The organism is Sinorhizobium sp. GQ132 (genome assembly GCF_059758575.1).
Map to the genome: position 1 here is coordinate 1 of NZ_JCAXDX010000008.1, position 14,862 is coordinate 14,862.

The window sequence follows — 14,862 nt, forward strand, 5'->3', positions numbered from 1 at the left end:
CAGAAGATAGCCAAAGCCGCAGCCAGCGACGCGACGCAACGGCGTAAGCGTCTCGAAAAAGCTCCAGTCAAACCCGTTAAGAGGCCGGTCGTTTACGAGACGTTCATACGGAACGCTGACGTCGTAGCCGAAGTTCTTTTTCAGGCCGGCGGCCGATGCCAAGGCTGTGGGGAACGGGCCCCTTTTCAGCGCAAAAGGGACGGAACGGACTACCTTGAAGTTCATCACAAAGTGCCGCTAGCGGAAGGTGGTGATGACACCGTGGCAAATTCAGTTGCCTTGTGTCCCAACTGCCATAGGCGGGAACATCATGGCTTAGAGCCTCGCTGGGGTCGCGCCTTATAGCACCGAGTTGCGAGATAGAGGGCTATCATTTGACCTGCGCCCGCCCCGGGACGGGGTAGGGTCTATCTCGGCGCGATTCGAGGACTGCCACCTGTCGCACCACTACTTTGTGATATCAGAAATCGTTTTAATAAGTTTTGTCATTAGTCGCTCAATATCGCCACTTGCGATCTCCTTACCTTCTCCTTTCGAAATCGCTGAATCCTTCTCATCTCGACGCCTGACAGACTCGCCTTCCCAATACTCTCTTAATCTGTTCAATTTAGCGTCATGATGCGTCGGGACATTTGCGAAGTATGGATCCTGATTCCCAACGATATATGGGATAATAATACTATTGGAATGTGTTTGAAAAAACTCCTCGCAAAAGTCCTTGATATCATCAGTATTCTTGTGACTTACACTTAGTAAGCGATCTTCAAGCTTCTCTAAACTTGATTCTGATGCCATATCAATCCAAAACACAGGATATTCTTTTCCTCGAAGAACGCCTTTGAGTGGGGCTCTACCGTCATAATGTATCTTCAAGTTAAACGAATCAGATCCAACAGGCTTTGCTCGAAGCGCATGCACGAGCATTAGCGCCAGATCAACAGAAATTATAAATTTTCGCGCGGAGGACAAGCTGCACAACCGGAAACCGGTGTCTATTGAGGGGCCAATAAAGTCTTTAGTTAAATTAGGATCGTTAGGATTTAGGTGATGCTCATGAAGAAGACTCATATTGACGTATATTGGATCATCATCGTCAATTATACTACCAGTCTCCACACTCCTTCTAAATACAACTTCGGTGTTGGTTACCGGAAAGCCTGCAAGCCACGCCGTGCACTTGAGATCCAAGCTTGGGTATTGAGCGTGAAGAATATGACGATATTCATCAATCGCCTTCTTCCAGCAAATAATAGTAGCAAGAGCTTCGCGGTGATCTTTCAAAACCTTAATGTATAGAAGCTCGTCCCCCGCGCTTTTCCACAACTGCGGCGCCTCACCAGCGGGCCACCCGTTATTTGCCGAGAAATCATCTACATAGGCTTGCCACTCTCTCGCGAAGAGGCGTTCAACTTCTTTATAAAACTGTGCGATTGGAGAGAACCAGGGCTCACCGATATTTTCCGGAGAACTTTTTTCTTCGACTTTGAAAGCATTTTGATTAGTCTGTTTGAAGGCCGTTGATCCGACAAGATCTACGCTGAGGAACAACCTCAAGGTGGGAACTAAAGGTCCTCTATATTTGCTAGAACTCGCCAGGGCCATCACTTCAGATTGAGCGTCTCGCAACGAACACGGGCGGCCTCTGTAGACACGCCGAACACCTCAGCCAAAGCGCTTATCGAGCCGCCATAGTCGTGCCACGCCTTCTTGAATTCCTCGGCCGGCATGAGAAAACCCGCAGCAAACCAGTTGGCCTCCCACTCAACTCTACCAGATCCGTAGCGCTTTGCCTCTATGGGACCAGTATGCTTCCCATTCTGATTTGGCAAAAGGTAATGCAAGACATAGTGTCCCAGTTCGTGCGCGATCGTAAAGCGATCTCGATCAGAGCCAGTATGGGCCGCTAGCGCGATCTCAAACGACCCGTCCTGCTCGATGCGAATGGAGCCAGACGTCGCGTCGGAGACCTCCCACAAATTCGTAACAACAAGGCTCCCGCCAAGCTTCGTAATAATAGGATACAGATCACTGCCAGCGTCGTATCCCACATTCTTGGCAACACTAGCAGCCAAGGCATCGACAGAAGCTTTGCTCAAGCCCGACTCAGTCGGTGCGCTATACGTCAAAGCGAGTTCTCCCAATCCGATATGTCAGCGAATCTATAGTGATTTGCGGAGCCAGCCAATAGCGTTCGCCACATGTTCTTTAAGAGCTGTAGAGTGCGGGGAACTTGACGAGCGAATTCGAACGTAAAATTAAGGACGTTACGCGTGTGCAGAATGGATTACCGGCGAGCCCTAGCCCAGTCTACAAATAATGACGACAACGGAAAGCTGAGGTTTTGACGGATGTTCCCCAGCCAAGTTCGATATTCCTCAGCTGGTAAGCAAGCTGCTGAATACAGGAACGCTGGCTGCAGCCATGGCGTCAGCTCATGTATGCGCGCTTTCCGCTGACGAAAATAGTGGACCTCACCTAAGCCTGCCCTGATGCGAAAGAGCGCGCGCTGGTCTAGCGTATGGTTGAGCACATCAAGCCTGCGCGCTTGGAATGCACTAATGTTGATCACGCCGCGAACAAACAACTCCAGTAGCCAAGCCCGAGTTACGTGGAGGTGTCGCACAGCAGGACTTAAGATGAGCTCCACAATTCCAGTTTCAATATCCTGAAAAGATATTTCTCCTTCGGCTGTTAGCTCCTCCATTAGGAGCACTACCTCTTTGGCGAAAGGGATCAAGAGACCGTAGTTTTCGCGAACAAATTGCACCGCGTTCGGATCTTTAGTTAATTTCATGCAACGTAGCAGGATTCTAATCTTACCTAGATCCCAAAATTCGCGGTCAATTTCCTCTGAGATTTCGGCAACCAGGTCGATATTGGCAAGTTGCGCCAACGGTTCCGTGCTATCTTCAGATTCATAAATTGCATAGAGAAGACGCTCGGCCGCCGATGCTTCGGCTTGAGCAGTATCCTCGCCGCTGAAGAGCTCCAAATTCTGTCTGTAGTGCTCGAAAGGAATCACACGCGTTTTCGATGATGCCAGCGACAGGCCCTCCCCAGCCCAGAGGCCGTCCGCAAGAAACGCTAGGGCATTATAAGGGTCCTGTCCGGCACGGATGAAGATTCTGAAGTCATCAACGTAGCGAGTAAATTCGTATCCCTCTGCGGCCAATGCTCTGTCGATGTCGAGCAGGGCAAGCTCCGCAAGTAGCCGGGCGGCATTGCCACCGACAGGGATCCCAAAAGACTGTCGCGCACGAATGTCCCGCATGAATGACATTATCATGCGCGTTTCAGTTACCTCACCTACCGCTTCTTGGAGGCAGTTCTCAAGGCGGTGGTGATATATGCGTTGATAAAAATCAGAAATGTCGGCTTCTACGACATGGGTATATTCATCGTCATCCGCAAATTGAACCTGCCCGAACTGGTGCACCAGCCATTGGCTGTAGCGGCACCCCTCGGCGAACATGACAAAGTCTTCGCCGGGACGGAACCTATAGGAAAAGCCGGCGCGTGAAATCGCCGGCCCTCTGGCAACCTCGATTTGATGGCCTATCGATGAAGTAGCTGCCAGCAGCATTACTGCGTCAGAGGGATACAGCTGGTGCGCCACTCTGAAGCCGTGTCGGCTTTTGGGAACCAGAGAATCCAACGAGCTCAACGGCCTGAACGTTGCAGTATTTTCTGCAGCAAGCGCGTCAGCAATTTGCTGCTTGCGATCTTGAAAAAACTCAAACTCAAGTGGGTAGGGAAAAATGTCGGTATCGCCGTGACGCGTAATATGCTCGAGACTCCAAAGGATTGCCTGGCGATTTAGATGAGGCATGCATGCACCCAATTTATGCGGAACGCTTCACATTTGTCACGGCACAGCTTTAGGTGCAACGGTTCATCGATAAAGGCGCAGCTATTGTGGCGCGATCGTGCCCGGTTCGACGGAACATTTATCGCTCAACGTCTCTCAGATGGCTCGACCAGCCAGCTAGATTGATCAAGTAATTGATTAAGCATGCTTTTATGGCGGAGAGGGGGGGATTCGAACCCCCGATGGGCTTGCACCCATGCCGCATTTCGAGTGCGGTGCATTCAACCACTCTGCCACCTCTCCGCGGGGCCGGTTGGCGCTTGTTCAGCGCGGCCGGTTCATAGCGGCAGTTTCTGCCGCTGGCAAGGGCTTGCGATAAGAATATCTGCGATATGGTGGCTTTCGCCTTGACAAGCAAGGGCCGTTCCCGTAATCCGCGCCATGAGTTGGTGTGGGCTTAGCCCGTGCCGCGCCGGGTAAGTGTTGTGCCCGTTCACTGGCGAAGGTCGAGGATTTCCGAGGCGCTTCGCTCCATGTAGCGACTGACAAAAAGACGGCCTTGTCTTCGGGCAAAGAGCCGGACCGAACATGAAAGGACAAAATATGTTCGCAGTCATCAAGACCGGCGGTAAGCAGTACCGCGTGGCGGCCAATGACGTCATTACCATCGAAAAGCTGGAAGGCGTTGCTGGCGACAAGATCGAATTCACCGAGATCCTGATGGTCGGCGTCGGCGCCGATGCCACCATCGGTGCTCCGTTTGTCGAAGGTGCCGTCGTCAGCGCCGAAGTCGTGGATCAGGGCCGCGCCAAGAAGGTCATCGCCTTCAAGAAGCGCCGCCGCCAGAACTCCAAGCGCTCGCGCGGCCATCGCCAGCATCAGACGATCGTCCGCATCCTGGACATCGCTGCCGCCGGCGGCAAGGCGAAGAAGGCTTCGAAGAAGACCGAAGCCGCCGCTGAAGCTGCAAACTGAGTTCCGGGATCGAAGGTTTAAAGGAGAACACCAATGGCACACAAGAAAGCTGGCGGTTCGTCGCGTAACGGTCGCGATTCCGAGTCCAAGCGCCTTGGCGTGAAGAAGTTCGGCGGCGAAGCCGTCATTCCAGGCAACATCATCGTGCGCCAGCGCGGCACGAAGTGGCATGCCGGCGTCAATGTAGGCCTCGGCAAGGACCATACGATTTTTGCGCTTACGACGGGCAACGTGGACTTCCGCAAGAAGGCCAACGGCCGAGTCTACGTGTCTGTAATGCCGAAAGCCGAAGCAGCGGAATAAGCCGGTAGCGCTCTAAAACAGCCGGCGTCTCATCGACCCGGCTGACGCACCGCAAGGTTCCAAAGCCAGACTTCAAAGGGGAGATGGGGCGATACCCAACTCCCCTTTTCGCATGTCTGGAGGAAGAACCATGCAAACCGAGCTCGTCAGGGAAGACCAATCCCGGTCTCCCGAACAAAGGCTGAGGCCTCAGCGGTCAAGGACCGATTGCCCGATATTGTTATCGCCCAGGCTCGTTTTGCGCGCGCCCCATGAAGACGATATCGACGCCCTTGCCCATCTTGCCAACAATGCCAACATCGCCAACATGGTCTCGCGCATGCCGCACCCCTATACGACGGCGGATGCGGCCGATTTCGTGCGACGCGCAAAAGCCGGCACGATTGGCAAGTGCGTCTATGCGATCACGAAAGCGGACAATGGCGCATTTCTCGGCTGCTGCGGTGTCGAGCCGCACGCCGACGAAAAAACCGTCGAGCTCGGCTATTGGCTGGGCGAGCCCTACTGGAACCAGGGCTATGCGACCGAGGCGGCACAGACCCTGACCGACATGGCCTTCCGCACCCGCGACATCGACCAGATCGACGCGCGTTGCCGGGTCATGAACATCGCGTCGCGCCGGGTCATCCAGAAGTGCGGCTTCCAGTTCCAGGGTTCCGGCATGGTCGGCAGCCTGGCGCTCGGCGGCATGGTCCCGGTCGAATGGTACAGGCTCGACCGCAAGACCTGGGTCTCGTTGAGAAGCTGGGGAGGTGTCCGATGAACGCCCTGGTCACAGAGCGCGCCCGGGCGGTCGCCCGCCCCGGCCCCGGCCCGGCGCCGGTCATCGAAACGGAACGGCTGCGGCTGCGGCCGCACCGGCTTTCCGATGCTGCGGCGATCGCCGACTCGCTCGGGGATTTCCAGGTCGCGCGGATGCTTTCGCGCGTTCCGGCGCCTTACCACCACCAGGATGCGCTCGACTGGCTCAACCGCCAGACGGCCGATGTGCTGCCGGACTGGACGCTCGCCATCACCACCCCGGGCGACGACGTTCATATCGGCTGCATCGGCATCGAGCTCCGGCACGGCCAATGGCATGTCGGCTACTGGCTGAACCGGTTCTACTGGGGCAAGGGGCTGGCGAGCGAGGCGGCCCATGCGGCGGTCGAGCGCTTCTTCCGCCGAATGCCGGAAACGGTGCTGCATTCGGGGGTCTTCGCCGACAACCCGGCCTCGCTCAAGGTGCAGGAAAAGCTGGGCTTCCGGATCACCGGCTGCAGCCAGATCTATGCGCTCGCCCGCAATGCGATGGTCGCGCATATCGAAACCCGGCTTGCGGCCGAGGACCTGCGCCGGCCGGACTGAACGGATAGGAAACCCCGCCGGTACAGCTCCTGGCGGGGTTCTTCATGTCGATAATCTTTGACCTCTGCCGGAAGCGCCTATATCGATGGCGCAAAAGCAGAGCGGGATCGGGAACGTGCGCGGGCTGCCCCGCATGCCGTCCTCGACTCGAAGCGATCACTCAGAAATGGCGAACCGATGAAATTCCTCGACGAAACGAAAGTCTATATCCGGTCAGGGGATGGCGGCGCGGGCGCCGTTTCCTTCCGCCGCGAGAAGTTCATCGAGTTCGGCGGCCCTGACGGCGGCGACGGCGGCCGCGGCGGCGATGTCTGGGTCGAAGCCGTCAATGGCCTCAACACGCTCATCGACTTCCGCTATCAGCAGCATTTCAAGGCCAAGACCGGCACGCACGGCATGGGACGCAACCGTACCGGGGCCAAGGGCGGCGACGTGACGCTGAAGGTGCCGGTCGGCACGCAGATCTTCGAGGAAGACAACGAGACGCTGATCGTCGACATGGTGGCGGAAGGGCAGCGCTACCGGCTCGCCGCCGGCGGCAATGGCGGCTTCGGCAACGCACATTTCAAATCCTCCACCAATCAGGCGCCGAGCTGGGCCAATCCGGGCCTGGAGGGCGAGGAAAAGACGATCTGGCTGCGGCTGAAGCTGATAGCCGATGCCGGCCTCGTCGGCCTGCCGAATGCGGGCAAGTCGACCTTTCTCGCCGCCTGCACCCGGGCTCGCCCGAAGATCGCCAACTATCCCTTCACGACGCTGCATCCCAATCTCGGCGTTGCCACCATCGACGAGAAGGAGTTCATAATCGCCGACATTCCGGGGCTGATCGAAGGGGCGCATGAGGGCGTCGGCATCGGCGACCGCTTCCTCGGCCATGTCGAGCGCACCCGGGTGCTGCTGCATCTCGTCTCCGCGCAGGAAGAGGATGTCGCCAAGGCCTACAGGACCGTGAAGCACGAGCTCGAAGCCTATGGCGGTGGGCTCGAGGAGAAGCCCCAGATCGTGGCCCTGTCGCAGATCGACGTGCTGGACGAGGAGGAATTGAAGGCGAAGGCCAAGGCGCTCGGCAAAGCCTGCGGCACGCCGCCGCTTCTCATCTCCGCCGTGACCAACAAGGGTATGACGGAGGCGCTGAGAGCATTGCGCAGCGTCATCGCCGCGGCCAAGGCGGGCGAAGAGGAAGCTTAGGCATGAACAAGGCCCGCAAAGCGCTCGAGAAATACCGCCGGGTCGTCATCAAGATCGGCTCGGCACTCCTCGTCGACCGCAAGACGGGGCTCAAGAAGAGCTGGCTCGACGCGCTCTGCGCCGATATTGCGGCCCTCAGGGCCAAGGGCGTGGAGATCCTCGTCGTCTCCTCGGGAGCGATCGCGCTTGGACGAACGGTGCTCGATCTGCCAGCGGGTGCGCTGAAGCTCGAAGAAAGCCAGGCGGCCGCCGCCGTCGGCCAGATCGTGCTGGCGCGTGCCTGGTCGGAGAGCCTCTCGACCCATGCGATCGTCGCCGGCCAAATCCTCCTGACCCTCGGCGACACCGAGGAACGACGGCGCTACCTCAATGCCCGCGCGACGATCGGCCAGCTTATGAAGCTCGGCTCGGTGCCGATCATCAACGAGAACGACACGGTCGCGACCACCGAAATCCGCTATGGCGACAACGACCGGCTCGCAGCCAGGGTCGCGACCATGGTCGGCGCCGACCTTCTGGTCCTGCTCTCGGATATCGACGGGCTCTATACCGCGCCGCCGCATCTCGATCCGAACGCCCGTTTCCTCGAAACGGTCGCCGAAATCACGCCCGAGATCGAGGCAATGGCGGGCGGCGCTGCCTCCGAGCTTTCGCGCGGCGGCATGCGTACCAAGATCGACGCCGGCAAGATCGCCACCACCGCCGGCTGCGCGATGATCATCGCCTCCGGCAAGCCGGATCATCCGCTGGCCGCGATCGAGGCGGGCGCGCGCTCGTCCTGGTTCGCGCCGTCAGGCTCTCCGGTGACCGCCCGCAAGACCTGGATCGCCGGACAGCTCCTGCCGGCCGGTTCGCTCTCGATCGATGCCGGAGCGGAAGCGGCGCTGCGTTCCGGCAAGAGCCTGCTGCCGGCCGGTGTCCGGCAGGTGACGGGAAGCTTCAGCCGTGGTGATACGATTGCGATCATCGGCGATTCCGGCCGCGAGATCGCCCGCGGTCTTGCCGGCTACGATGCCGACGAGGCGCGCCAGATCGCCGGCAAGAAGTCGGCCGAAATCGCTGTTATCCTCGGCTATGCCGGCCGCACCGCCATGGTTCACCGCGACGATCTGGTCATGACGGCTCCATCGGGCGCGCGCCCTGCAGAGGAAAGCGACGAGGGAAAGGGCAAGCTCCATGCTTGAGACGGTCGAACAGGACAAGGACGTCAACGCGATGATGCTGGAGATCGGACGCCGCGCCAAAGCGGCCGCCCGACCGCTCGCGACGGCAAGCGCCGAGCGCAAGCATGCGGCACTCGTCGCCATGGCAGGCGTCATCGTCGCACGGACCGCCGAGATCCTCGGCGCCAATGCGCTCGACCTCGAAAACGCGCGCGAAAGCGGCGTCGCCGCCGCCTTCATCGACCGGCTGACGCTGACGGAAAGCCGCATCCGCGACATGGCGGACGGCATCCGCGCGATCGCCGAACTCAGGGACCCCGTCGGCGAGGTGATCTCCGAATGGGACCGTCCGAACGGGCTCCACATCGAACGGGTGCGGACGCCGCTGGGCGTGATCGGCGTGATCTATGAAAGCCGCCCGAACGTGACGGCGGATGCCGGCGCGCTCTGCCTCAAGGCCGGCAATGCGGTGATCCTGCGCGGCGGATCAGACAGCTTTCACTCGTCGCGGGCGATCCATGCCTGCCTGACCGAGGGATTGAAGGCCGCCGGCCTGCCGGAAGATGCGATCCAGATGGTGCCGGTCGCCGATCGCGCTGCCGTCGGCGCCATGCTCACCGGCCTGAACGGCGCGATCGACGTGATCGTGCCGCGCGGCGGAAAGAGCCTGGTCGCCCGTGTTCAGAAAGAGGCGCGGGTGCCGGTCTTCGCCCATCTCGAGGGTCTCTGCCACATCTATGTCGATGCTTCGGCCGATCACGATATGGCGAAGAAGATCGTCGTCAATGCGAAGATGCGCCGTACCGGCATCTGCGGCGCCGCCGAGACGCTGCTGATAGACCGCAACGCAGCCGAGAAATTCGCAGAGCCGCTCCTTGAGGCGCTCGTCGATGCCGGCTGCGAGGTGCGCGTCTGCGACGACCTCGCAAGGCTCATGCCCGGCCTGAAAGCTGCGACCGACGAGGATTGGGCCACAGAATATCTCGATGCGATCATTTCGGTAAGGCTGGTCGACGGCATTTCCGGTGCGATCGAGCACATCAACACCTGGTCGTCGGCCCATACGGAAGCCGTGATCGCCGAGGATCCCGCCGTGGTCGAGCGGTTCTTCTCCGAGATCGATTCGGCGATCCTCCTGCACAATGCCTCGACGCAATTCGCCGACGGCGGCGAGTTCGGCATGGGCGGCGAGATCGGCATCGCCACCGGCAAGATGCACGCCCGCGGGCCTGTCGGCGTCGAGCAGCTCACCTCGTTCAAGTATCGCGTGCGCGGCACCGGACAGGTGCGGCCCTGACGACACCGAGCGAAGTGAATGCGCGCTATCTGAGCATGCCGCATGTCGAGTCCGGCATGGCCGTCGGCCTGTTCGGCGGATCCTTCAATCCGCCGCATGACGGGCATGCGCTCGTCGCCGAGACCGCTTTGCGCCGGCTCGGGCTCGATCAGCTCTGGTGGATGGTGACGCCCGGCAATCCGCTCAAGGACCGCAACCATCTCGCACCTCTTGGCGAGCGCATCGCGATGAGCGAGAAGATCGCCCGTAATCCGCGCATCAAGGTGACCGCTTTCGAGCAGGCACTCGGCCAGAGCTACACGGCCCGCACACTGGAGGCGATCCGCGCGCGCAACCGCGACGTCCGTTTCGTCTGGGTCATGGGCGCGGACAATCTCAAGAACTTTCACCGCTGGCAGGACTGGCGCAAGATCGTCGCCACTTTCCCTATCGCCGTTATCGACCGGCCGGGATCGACTCTTGCCTATCTCTCCTCGCCGATGGCGAGGGCTTTCAGCAAGGCCCGGGTCGACGAGGAGGATGCGGGAACCCTCGCTTTCCGCCGCGCGCCCGCCTGGACCTTCATTCACGGCCCGCGTTCGGGCTTGAGTTCGACGGCGCTTCGTTCGGCCAAATTCGGGTGATTTCCCGTAATTCGGATCTCGTGTCTTGAAACCGTATGGGTTTGATGCCTACATTTAAGTACGGTTCGAACAATTATTTCGAATCGAACGTGCCTGTTCTGTTCATTTGGAAAGGAAAAACCCTGACAACAGCACACGCCAAGGGATATGCGGCATCCGCATTCCCGCGCAGCACGGAATCGAGCGACGAAGCCGCTGTCCGTGCGCTTCAACTGGTCCTCGAAAGCCTAGAGGACTCGAAGGCAGAAAATATCGTTACCATCGACATTGCCGGAAAATCGGCGCTGGGAGACTTCATGGTCGTCGTCTCCGGGCGATCGAACAGGCATGTGATGGCCATTGCCGACCACTTGATCACGGACCTGAAGGACGACGGCCTCGGCAGGGCTCGCGTCGAAGGTCTCGAGGGTGGCGACTGGGTACTGATCGACACCGGCGATGTGATCGTTCACATCTTCCGGCCGGAAATCCGGGCGTTCTACAACATCGAAAAGATGTGGGCGGCTCCCGAGATCGAAGACGGTACCCTGCACTGAGACACGTCGCCCGATCCTGACCATCGACTCAGGACGGAGCGGCGGCCGGTGCCGAACGTGACATGCGATTGCCATCGCCGACAAGGCGGATGGCGGCAAGAATTTTGCCGGTCGATAACAACCGATCGGCGCCGGCGGGGACGGATCGGGTCATGCGTATCGGACTTTTCGCAGTCGGCCGCCTCAAGGCGGGGCCGGAAAAGGACCTTGCGGGCCGCTATCTCGACCGGTTCGCCAAGGCGGGTCCAGCCGTCGGCCTCGAATTGGCCCGTGTCGTGGAGACAGTCGAAAGCCGCGCCGGCAACGCGGAGACGCGCAAGCGCGAGGAAGCCGGACAGCTTGAAAAAGCGCTCGCCGACGGCAGCCTGCTCGTGCTGCTCGACGAGCGCGGCAAGGCGCTCGACTCGGAAGCTTTCGCACACCTGCTCGCTACCTTCAGGGATAGCGGCAAGCGCGATCTGATGATAGCGATCGGCGGTGCCGACGGACTTGATCCCTCGCTCCACGCCCGCGCCGACGCCGTGCTCAACCTCGGCAGGATGACCTGGCCGCACCAGCTCGTGCGCATCCTCATCGCCGAGCAGCTTTATCGCTCCGTAACGATCCTTTCGGGGCATCCTTATCATCGGGCCTGATCCGGCTGCCGCACCCCGCTGCCGCGCTTTCTTTCCGTAGATCCGGCCAGGTCCGCCTCCCGATACGATAACGCGAATATGTATTGGTTTGCCCAGCCAAATCAGATTAGGGTCTCCTAACTTTTGGACTTATGAGACGGGATGAGACCTCCAACGAATAGAGCCTGTTTGAAGCGGGGCGCCCGGCGGTTCGGCTGCGGCACTGCGGTCATGGCGCTTTTCCTGTCGGTGATCGGCCCGACTGCGGCTCAGGACGCGCCCGCCGCCGCGCCGGCCGATGCGGGTGCCGCCAAGCCGGCGCCGCCGGATCCGGCTGCCGACCTGGCGGTCAGGCGCGACAGTACCGCGAGCGAGCTCGAGGCACTGTCGAAGACGATCACGCTTTCGCGGGATCGCTCCGAGGCACTCGAAAAGACGATCGCCGAGATCGACAAGAGCAACGAGACCCTCCGCGAAGCCCTCGTGGATTCGGCAGCCAAGCGGCAGGAGCTCGAACGCCGGATCGCCGACGGCGAAAGGAAGCTCGGCGATCTGCGCGTCAAGGAGGATGTGGTGCGGCGTTCGCTGCGGGCCCGTCGCGGCCTTTTGGCCGAGGTGCTCGCCGCTCTCCAGCGCATGGGCCGCAATCCGCCGCCGGCAATCCTCGTGACTCCGGAGGATGCGCTCGGCTCCGTACGCAGCGCCATTCTGCTCGGCGCCGTCGTTCCTGAGATACGCGAGCAGACCGACAGCCTCGTCGCCGACCTGCAGGCGCTCGCCGATATCCGCAGCGGCATCGCCAGCGAACGCGAGGAGCTGACCGCGGCAATGACCGCCCGGCTCGAGGAAGAGCGGCGCATGTCGATGCTCGTTGCCGAAAAGGAGAAGCTGAGGCAACGCAATGCGGCCGATCTGGCGGTCGAACAGCGCAAGGCCGAGGAACTCGCCCTGCAGGCGGAGAACCTCGAGGGCCTGATCTCATCGCTCGAAAACGAGATCTCCTCCGTGCGCGAAGCCGCCGCCGCCGCCCGCGCCGAGGAGGAGGAACGCCGCCGCATGAGCGAGGCCGAGCGCGAGGCTGCGCGGGAGCTCGCCAGGAGTGCCGTGCCTGACAAAAACCGCATTGCGCCGGCATATGTCTTTTCCGAGCTGCGGGAGCGGCTGACTTATCCCGTTGCGGGTTCGCTTGTGCGCCGTTTTGGCGACGCGGACGGAACGGGGCATTCGCTGCAGGGGATCATGCTCGAGACCAATGCAGGCGCGCTGGTGACTACGCCGGCGGACGGGTGGATCGTCTATGCCGGGAGTTTCCGCAGCTACGGGCAGATGATCATTCTCAATGCCGGTGACGGGTATCATATCGTGCTCGCCGGCATGGAAAACGTCAGTGTCCGGCCGGGGCAATTCGTCGTGGCCGGGGAGCCGGTGGCGGCGATGGGTGCAAAAAGAGTGGCGAGTGCGGCGGCCTTGGCGCTGGAAACCGACAGGCCAACGCTTTACATTGAATTCAGAAAAGACGGGAAGCCGGTTGATTCCCGACCGTGGTGGACCGCAGCAGAGGTTGGAAGGGCGCGAAATGATACGTAGAGCTTCACTTGTCCTGGTCGGGGCGCTGATGGGCGCGACGGCGATGGGCGTCGTCTACTCGGCAACCATGCCGGCCGTGGCCGCAAATTCGTCGACATACCGCGAACTGGCGATCTTCGGCGACGTGTTCGAGCGCGTGCGCGCGCAATACGTGACGCCGCCGCAGGATGACAAGTTGATCGAGAACGCCATCAACGGCATGCTCTCGTCTCTAGACCCGCATTCGAGCTACATGAACTCGACCGACGCCGAAGATATGCGTACCCAGACGCGCGGCGAGTTCGGCGGCCTCGGCATCGAGGTCACCATGGAAGAAGATCTCGTCAAGGTGACGAGTCCGATCGACGACACGCCCGCCGCGCGCGCCGGTGTGCTCGCAGGCGATTTCATCTCGAAGATCGACGGTCAGGACGTCCGCGGCCTCAAGCTGGAGGAAGCGGTCGACAAGATGCGCGGCGCCGTCGGCACGCCGATCAAGCTGACGATCCTGCGCAAGGGAGCCGAAAAGCCGATCGAACTGACGATCGTACGCGACGTGATCGCGGTCCGCGCGGTGAAGGTCCGTGTCGAAGGGGATGTCGGCTATCTCAGGGTCATCTCGTTTACGGAGAAGACCTTCGAGGACCTGAAGAAGGGCATCGAGAAGATCCAGGCGGAAGTTCCCGCCGACAAGCTCAAGGGCTATGTCCTCGACTTGCGCCTCAATCCCGGCGGCCTGCTCGACCAGGCGATCAATGTCTCGGACGCGTTCCTGGAGCGTGGCGAGGTCGTTTCGACCCGCGGCCGCAATCCGGATGAAACCCGCCGCTTCAATGCGACCCCGGGCGACCTGGCCGGCGGCAAGCCTGTCGTCGTGCTCGTCAACGGCGGCTCGGCATCCGCGTCTGAAATCGTGGCCGGTGCTCTCCAGGACCTGAAGCGCGCCACCGTTCTCGGCACGCGCTCCTTCGGCAAGGGCTCGGTACAGACGATCATCCCGCTCGGCGACGCCGGAGCGCTGCGTCTGACGACGGCGCTCTATTACACGCCGTCCGGCAAGTCGATCCAGGGCACCGGCATCACGCCCGACATCAAGGTGGAGCAGCCGCTGCCGCCCGAGCTTCTGGGCAAGGTGGAAGCGCAGGGCGAATCCGATCTGCGCGGTCACATTCCGGGCCAGGAAGAGACCGAAGAGGGCTCCGGCTCGGTCGCTTACGTGCCGCCGGAAACCAAGGACGACATTCAGCTGAACTATGCGTTCGACCTGTTGCGCGGCAAGAAGACGGATCCGGCCTTCCCGGCCAACCCGGAACAGGCGCAGCTGAAGGAATAAGCCCCTCACCTGCAGAGTTCCAGGTGAGAGGAATCAAGGAGGCGCCGGGCTGTTCAACCCGGCGCCTTTATATTATCCATCGGCATGCAGTCGCATGTGCGATGATTCT

The 14,862-nt window shown here is 60.5% G+C and carries 16 protein-coding genes and 1 tRNA gene; 13 read left to right on the forward strand and 4 right to left on the reverse strand.

Annotation, left to right across the window (positions count from 1 at the left end; translation table 11 throughout):
- Window positions 1-105 precede the first annotated feature (105 nt).
- Window positions 106-345, forward strand: coding sequence for an HNH endonuclease (locus AC6CIG_RS19995; RefSeq protein WP_498323710.1), 240 nt, complete (start codon window positions 106-108; stop codon window positions 343-345).
- 102 nt (window positions 346-447) lie between these two features.
- Here AC6CIG_RS19995 and AC6CIG_RS20000 read toward each other — a convergent pair whose 3' ends face one another.
- The 4 genes from AC6CIG_RS20000 to AC6CIG_RS20015 form a co-directional block, all read right to left on the reverse strand.
- Window positions 448-1,554, reverse strand: coding sequence for a hypothetical protein (locus AC6CIG_RS20000; protein ID WP_498323658.1), 1,107 nt, complete (start codon window positions 1,552-1,554; stop codon window positions 448-450).
- A gap of 47 nt (window positions 1,555-1,601) precedes the next feature.
- Window positions 1,602-2,096 carry an ImmA/IrrE family metallo-endopeptidase gene (locus AC6CIG_RS20005; protein ID WP_437412420.1) on the reverse strand — a complete coding sequence of 165 codons (495 nt, stop codon included), beginning with the start codon at window positions 2,094-2,096 and terminating at the stop codon, window positions 1,602-1,604.
- A gap of 188 nt (window positions 2,097-2,284) precedes the next feature.
- Window positions 2,285-3,829, reverse strand: coding sequence for an RNA-directed DNA polymerase (locus tag AC6CIG_RS20010; RefSeq protein WP_437412419.1), 1,545 nt, complete (start codon window positions 3,827-3,829; stop codon window positions 2,285-2,287).
- Window positions 3,830-4,021: 192 nt separating this feature from the next.
- A tRNA-Ser gene (locus AC6CIG_RS20015) sits at window positions 4,022-4,111 on the reverse strand.
- A 300-nt stretch (window positions 4,112-4,411) separates the two neighbouring features.
- On the opposite strand from AC6CIG_RS20015, the gene rplU reads away from it, so the two are divergent.
- The 12 genes from rplU to AC6CIG_RS20075 all read left to right on the forward strand — a co-directional run bounded on the left by rplU (window position 4,412) and on the right by AC6CIG_RS20075 (window position 14,753).
- A complete protein-coding gene (gene rplU, locus AC6CIG_RS20020) occupies window positions 4,412-4,783 on the forward strand; it encodes a 50S ribosomal protein L21 (RefSeq protein ID WP_003531204.1) in 372 nt (123 codons plus the stop codon).
- A 33-nt stretch (window positions 4,784-4,816) separates the two neighbouring features.
- A complete protein-coding gene (rpmA, locus tag AC6CIG_RS20025; RefSeq protein WP_018097331.1) occupies window positions 4,817-5,086 on the forward strand; it encodes a 50S ribosomal protein L27 in 270 nt (89 codons plus the stop codon).
- A gap of 130 nt (window positions 5,087-5,216) precedes the next feature.
- Window positions 5,217-5,849, forward strand: coding sequence for a GNAT family N-acetyltransferase (locus AC6CIG_RS20030; protein WP_018097332.1), 633 nt, complete (start codon window positions 5,217-5,219; stop codon window positions 5,847-5,849).
- A complete protein-coding gene (locus tag AC6CIG_RS20035; protein ID WP_127710588.1) occupies window positions 5,846-6,433 on the forward strand; it encodes a GNAT family N-acetyltransferase in 588 nt (195 codons plus the stop codon). Before AC6CIG_RS20030 ends, AC6CIG_RS20035 begins: the two co-directional genes overlap by 4 nt.
- Window positions 6,434-6,610: 177 nt before the next feature.
- The gene (obgE, locus tag AC6CIG_RS20040; protein WP_026168838.1) at window positions 6,611-7,621 is read left to right on the forward strand and encodes a GTPase ObgE; all 1,011 of its coding nucleotides are present in this window, start codon (window positions 6,611-6,613) and stop codon (window positions 7,619-7,621) included.
- Window positions 7,622-7,623: 2 nt separating this feature from the next.
- Complete coding sequence (proB, locus tag AC6CIG_RS20045) at window positions 7,624-8,805, forward strand: glutamate 5-kinase (protein ID WP_127710584.1); 1,182 nt, start codon at window positions 7,624-7,626, stop codon at window positions 8,803-8,805.
- On the forward strand, window positions 8,798-10,081 hold the full coding sequence (locus AC6CIG_RS20050; RefSeq protein WP_127710582.1) for a glutamate-5-semialdehyde dehydrogenase: 1,284 nt from the start codon (window positions 8,798-8,800) through the stop codon (window positions 10,079-10,081). Before proB ends, AC6CIG_RS20050 begins: the two co-directional genes overlap by 8 nt.
- Window positions 10,082-10,137: 56 nt before the next feature.
- A complete protein-coding gene (locus AC6CIG_RS20055) occupies window positions 10,138-10,704 on the forward strand; it encodes a nicotinate-nucleotide adenylyltransferase (protein WP_234841233.1) in 567 nt (188 codons plus the stop codon).
- 44 nt (window positions 10,705-10,748) lie between these two features.
- On the forward strand, window positions 10,749-11,240 hold the full coding sequence (gene rsfS, locus AC6CIG_RS20060) for a ribosome silencing factor (protein ID WP_026168839.1): 492 nt from the start codon (window positions 10,749-10,751) through the stop codon (window positions 11,238-11,240).
- A 152-nt stretch (window positions 11,241-11,392) separates the two neighbouring features.
- The gene (gene rlmH / locus AC6CIG_RS20065; protein WP_127710580.1) at window positions 11,393-11,875 is read left to right on the forward strand and encodes a 23S rRNA (pseudouridine(1915)-N(3))-methyltransferase RlmH; all 483 of its coding nucleotides are present in this window, start codon (window positions 11,393-11,395) and stop codon (window positions 11,873-11,875) included.
- Between the two features lie 141 nt (window positions 11,876-12,016).
- Complete coding sequence (locus AC6CIG_RS20070; RefSeq protein ID WP_018097340.1) at window positions 12,017-13,441, forward strand: murein hydrolase activator EnvC family protein; 1,425 nt, start codon at window positions 12,017-12,019, stop codon at window positions 13,439-13,441.
- Window positions 13,431-14,753 carry a S41 family peptidase gene (locus tag AC6CIG_RS20075; protein WP_100672756.1) on the forward strand — a complete coding sequence of 441 codons (1,323 nt, stop codon included), beginning with the start codon at window positions 13,431-13,433 and terminating at the stop codon, window positions 14,751-14,753. The genes AC6CIG_RS20070 and AC6CIG_RS20075 overlap by 11 nt, the downstream gene beginning before the upstream one ends.
- Window positions 14,754-14,862: the final 109 nt, after the last annotated feature.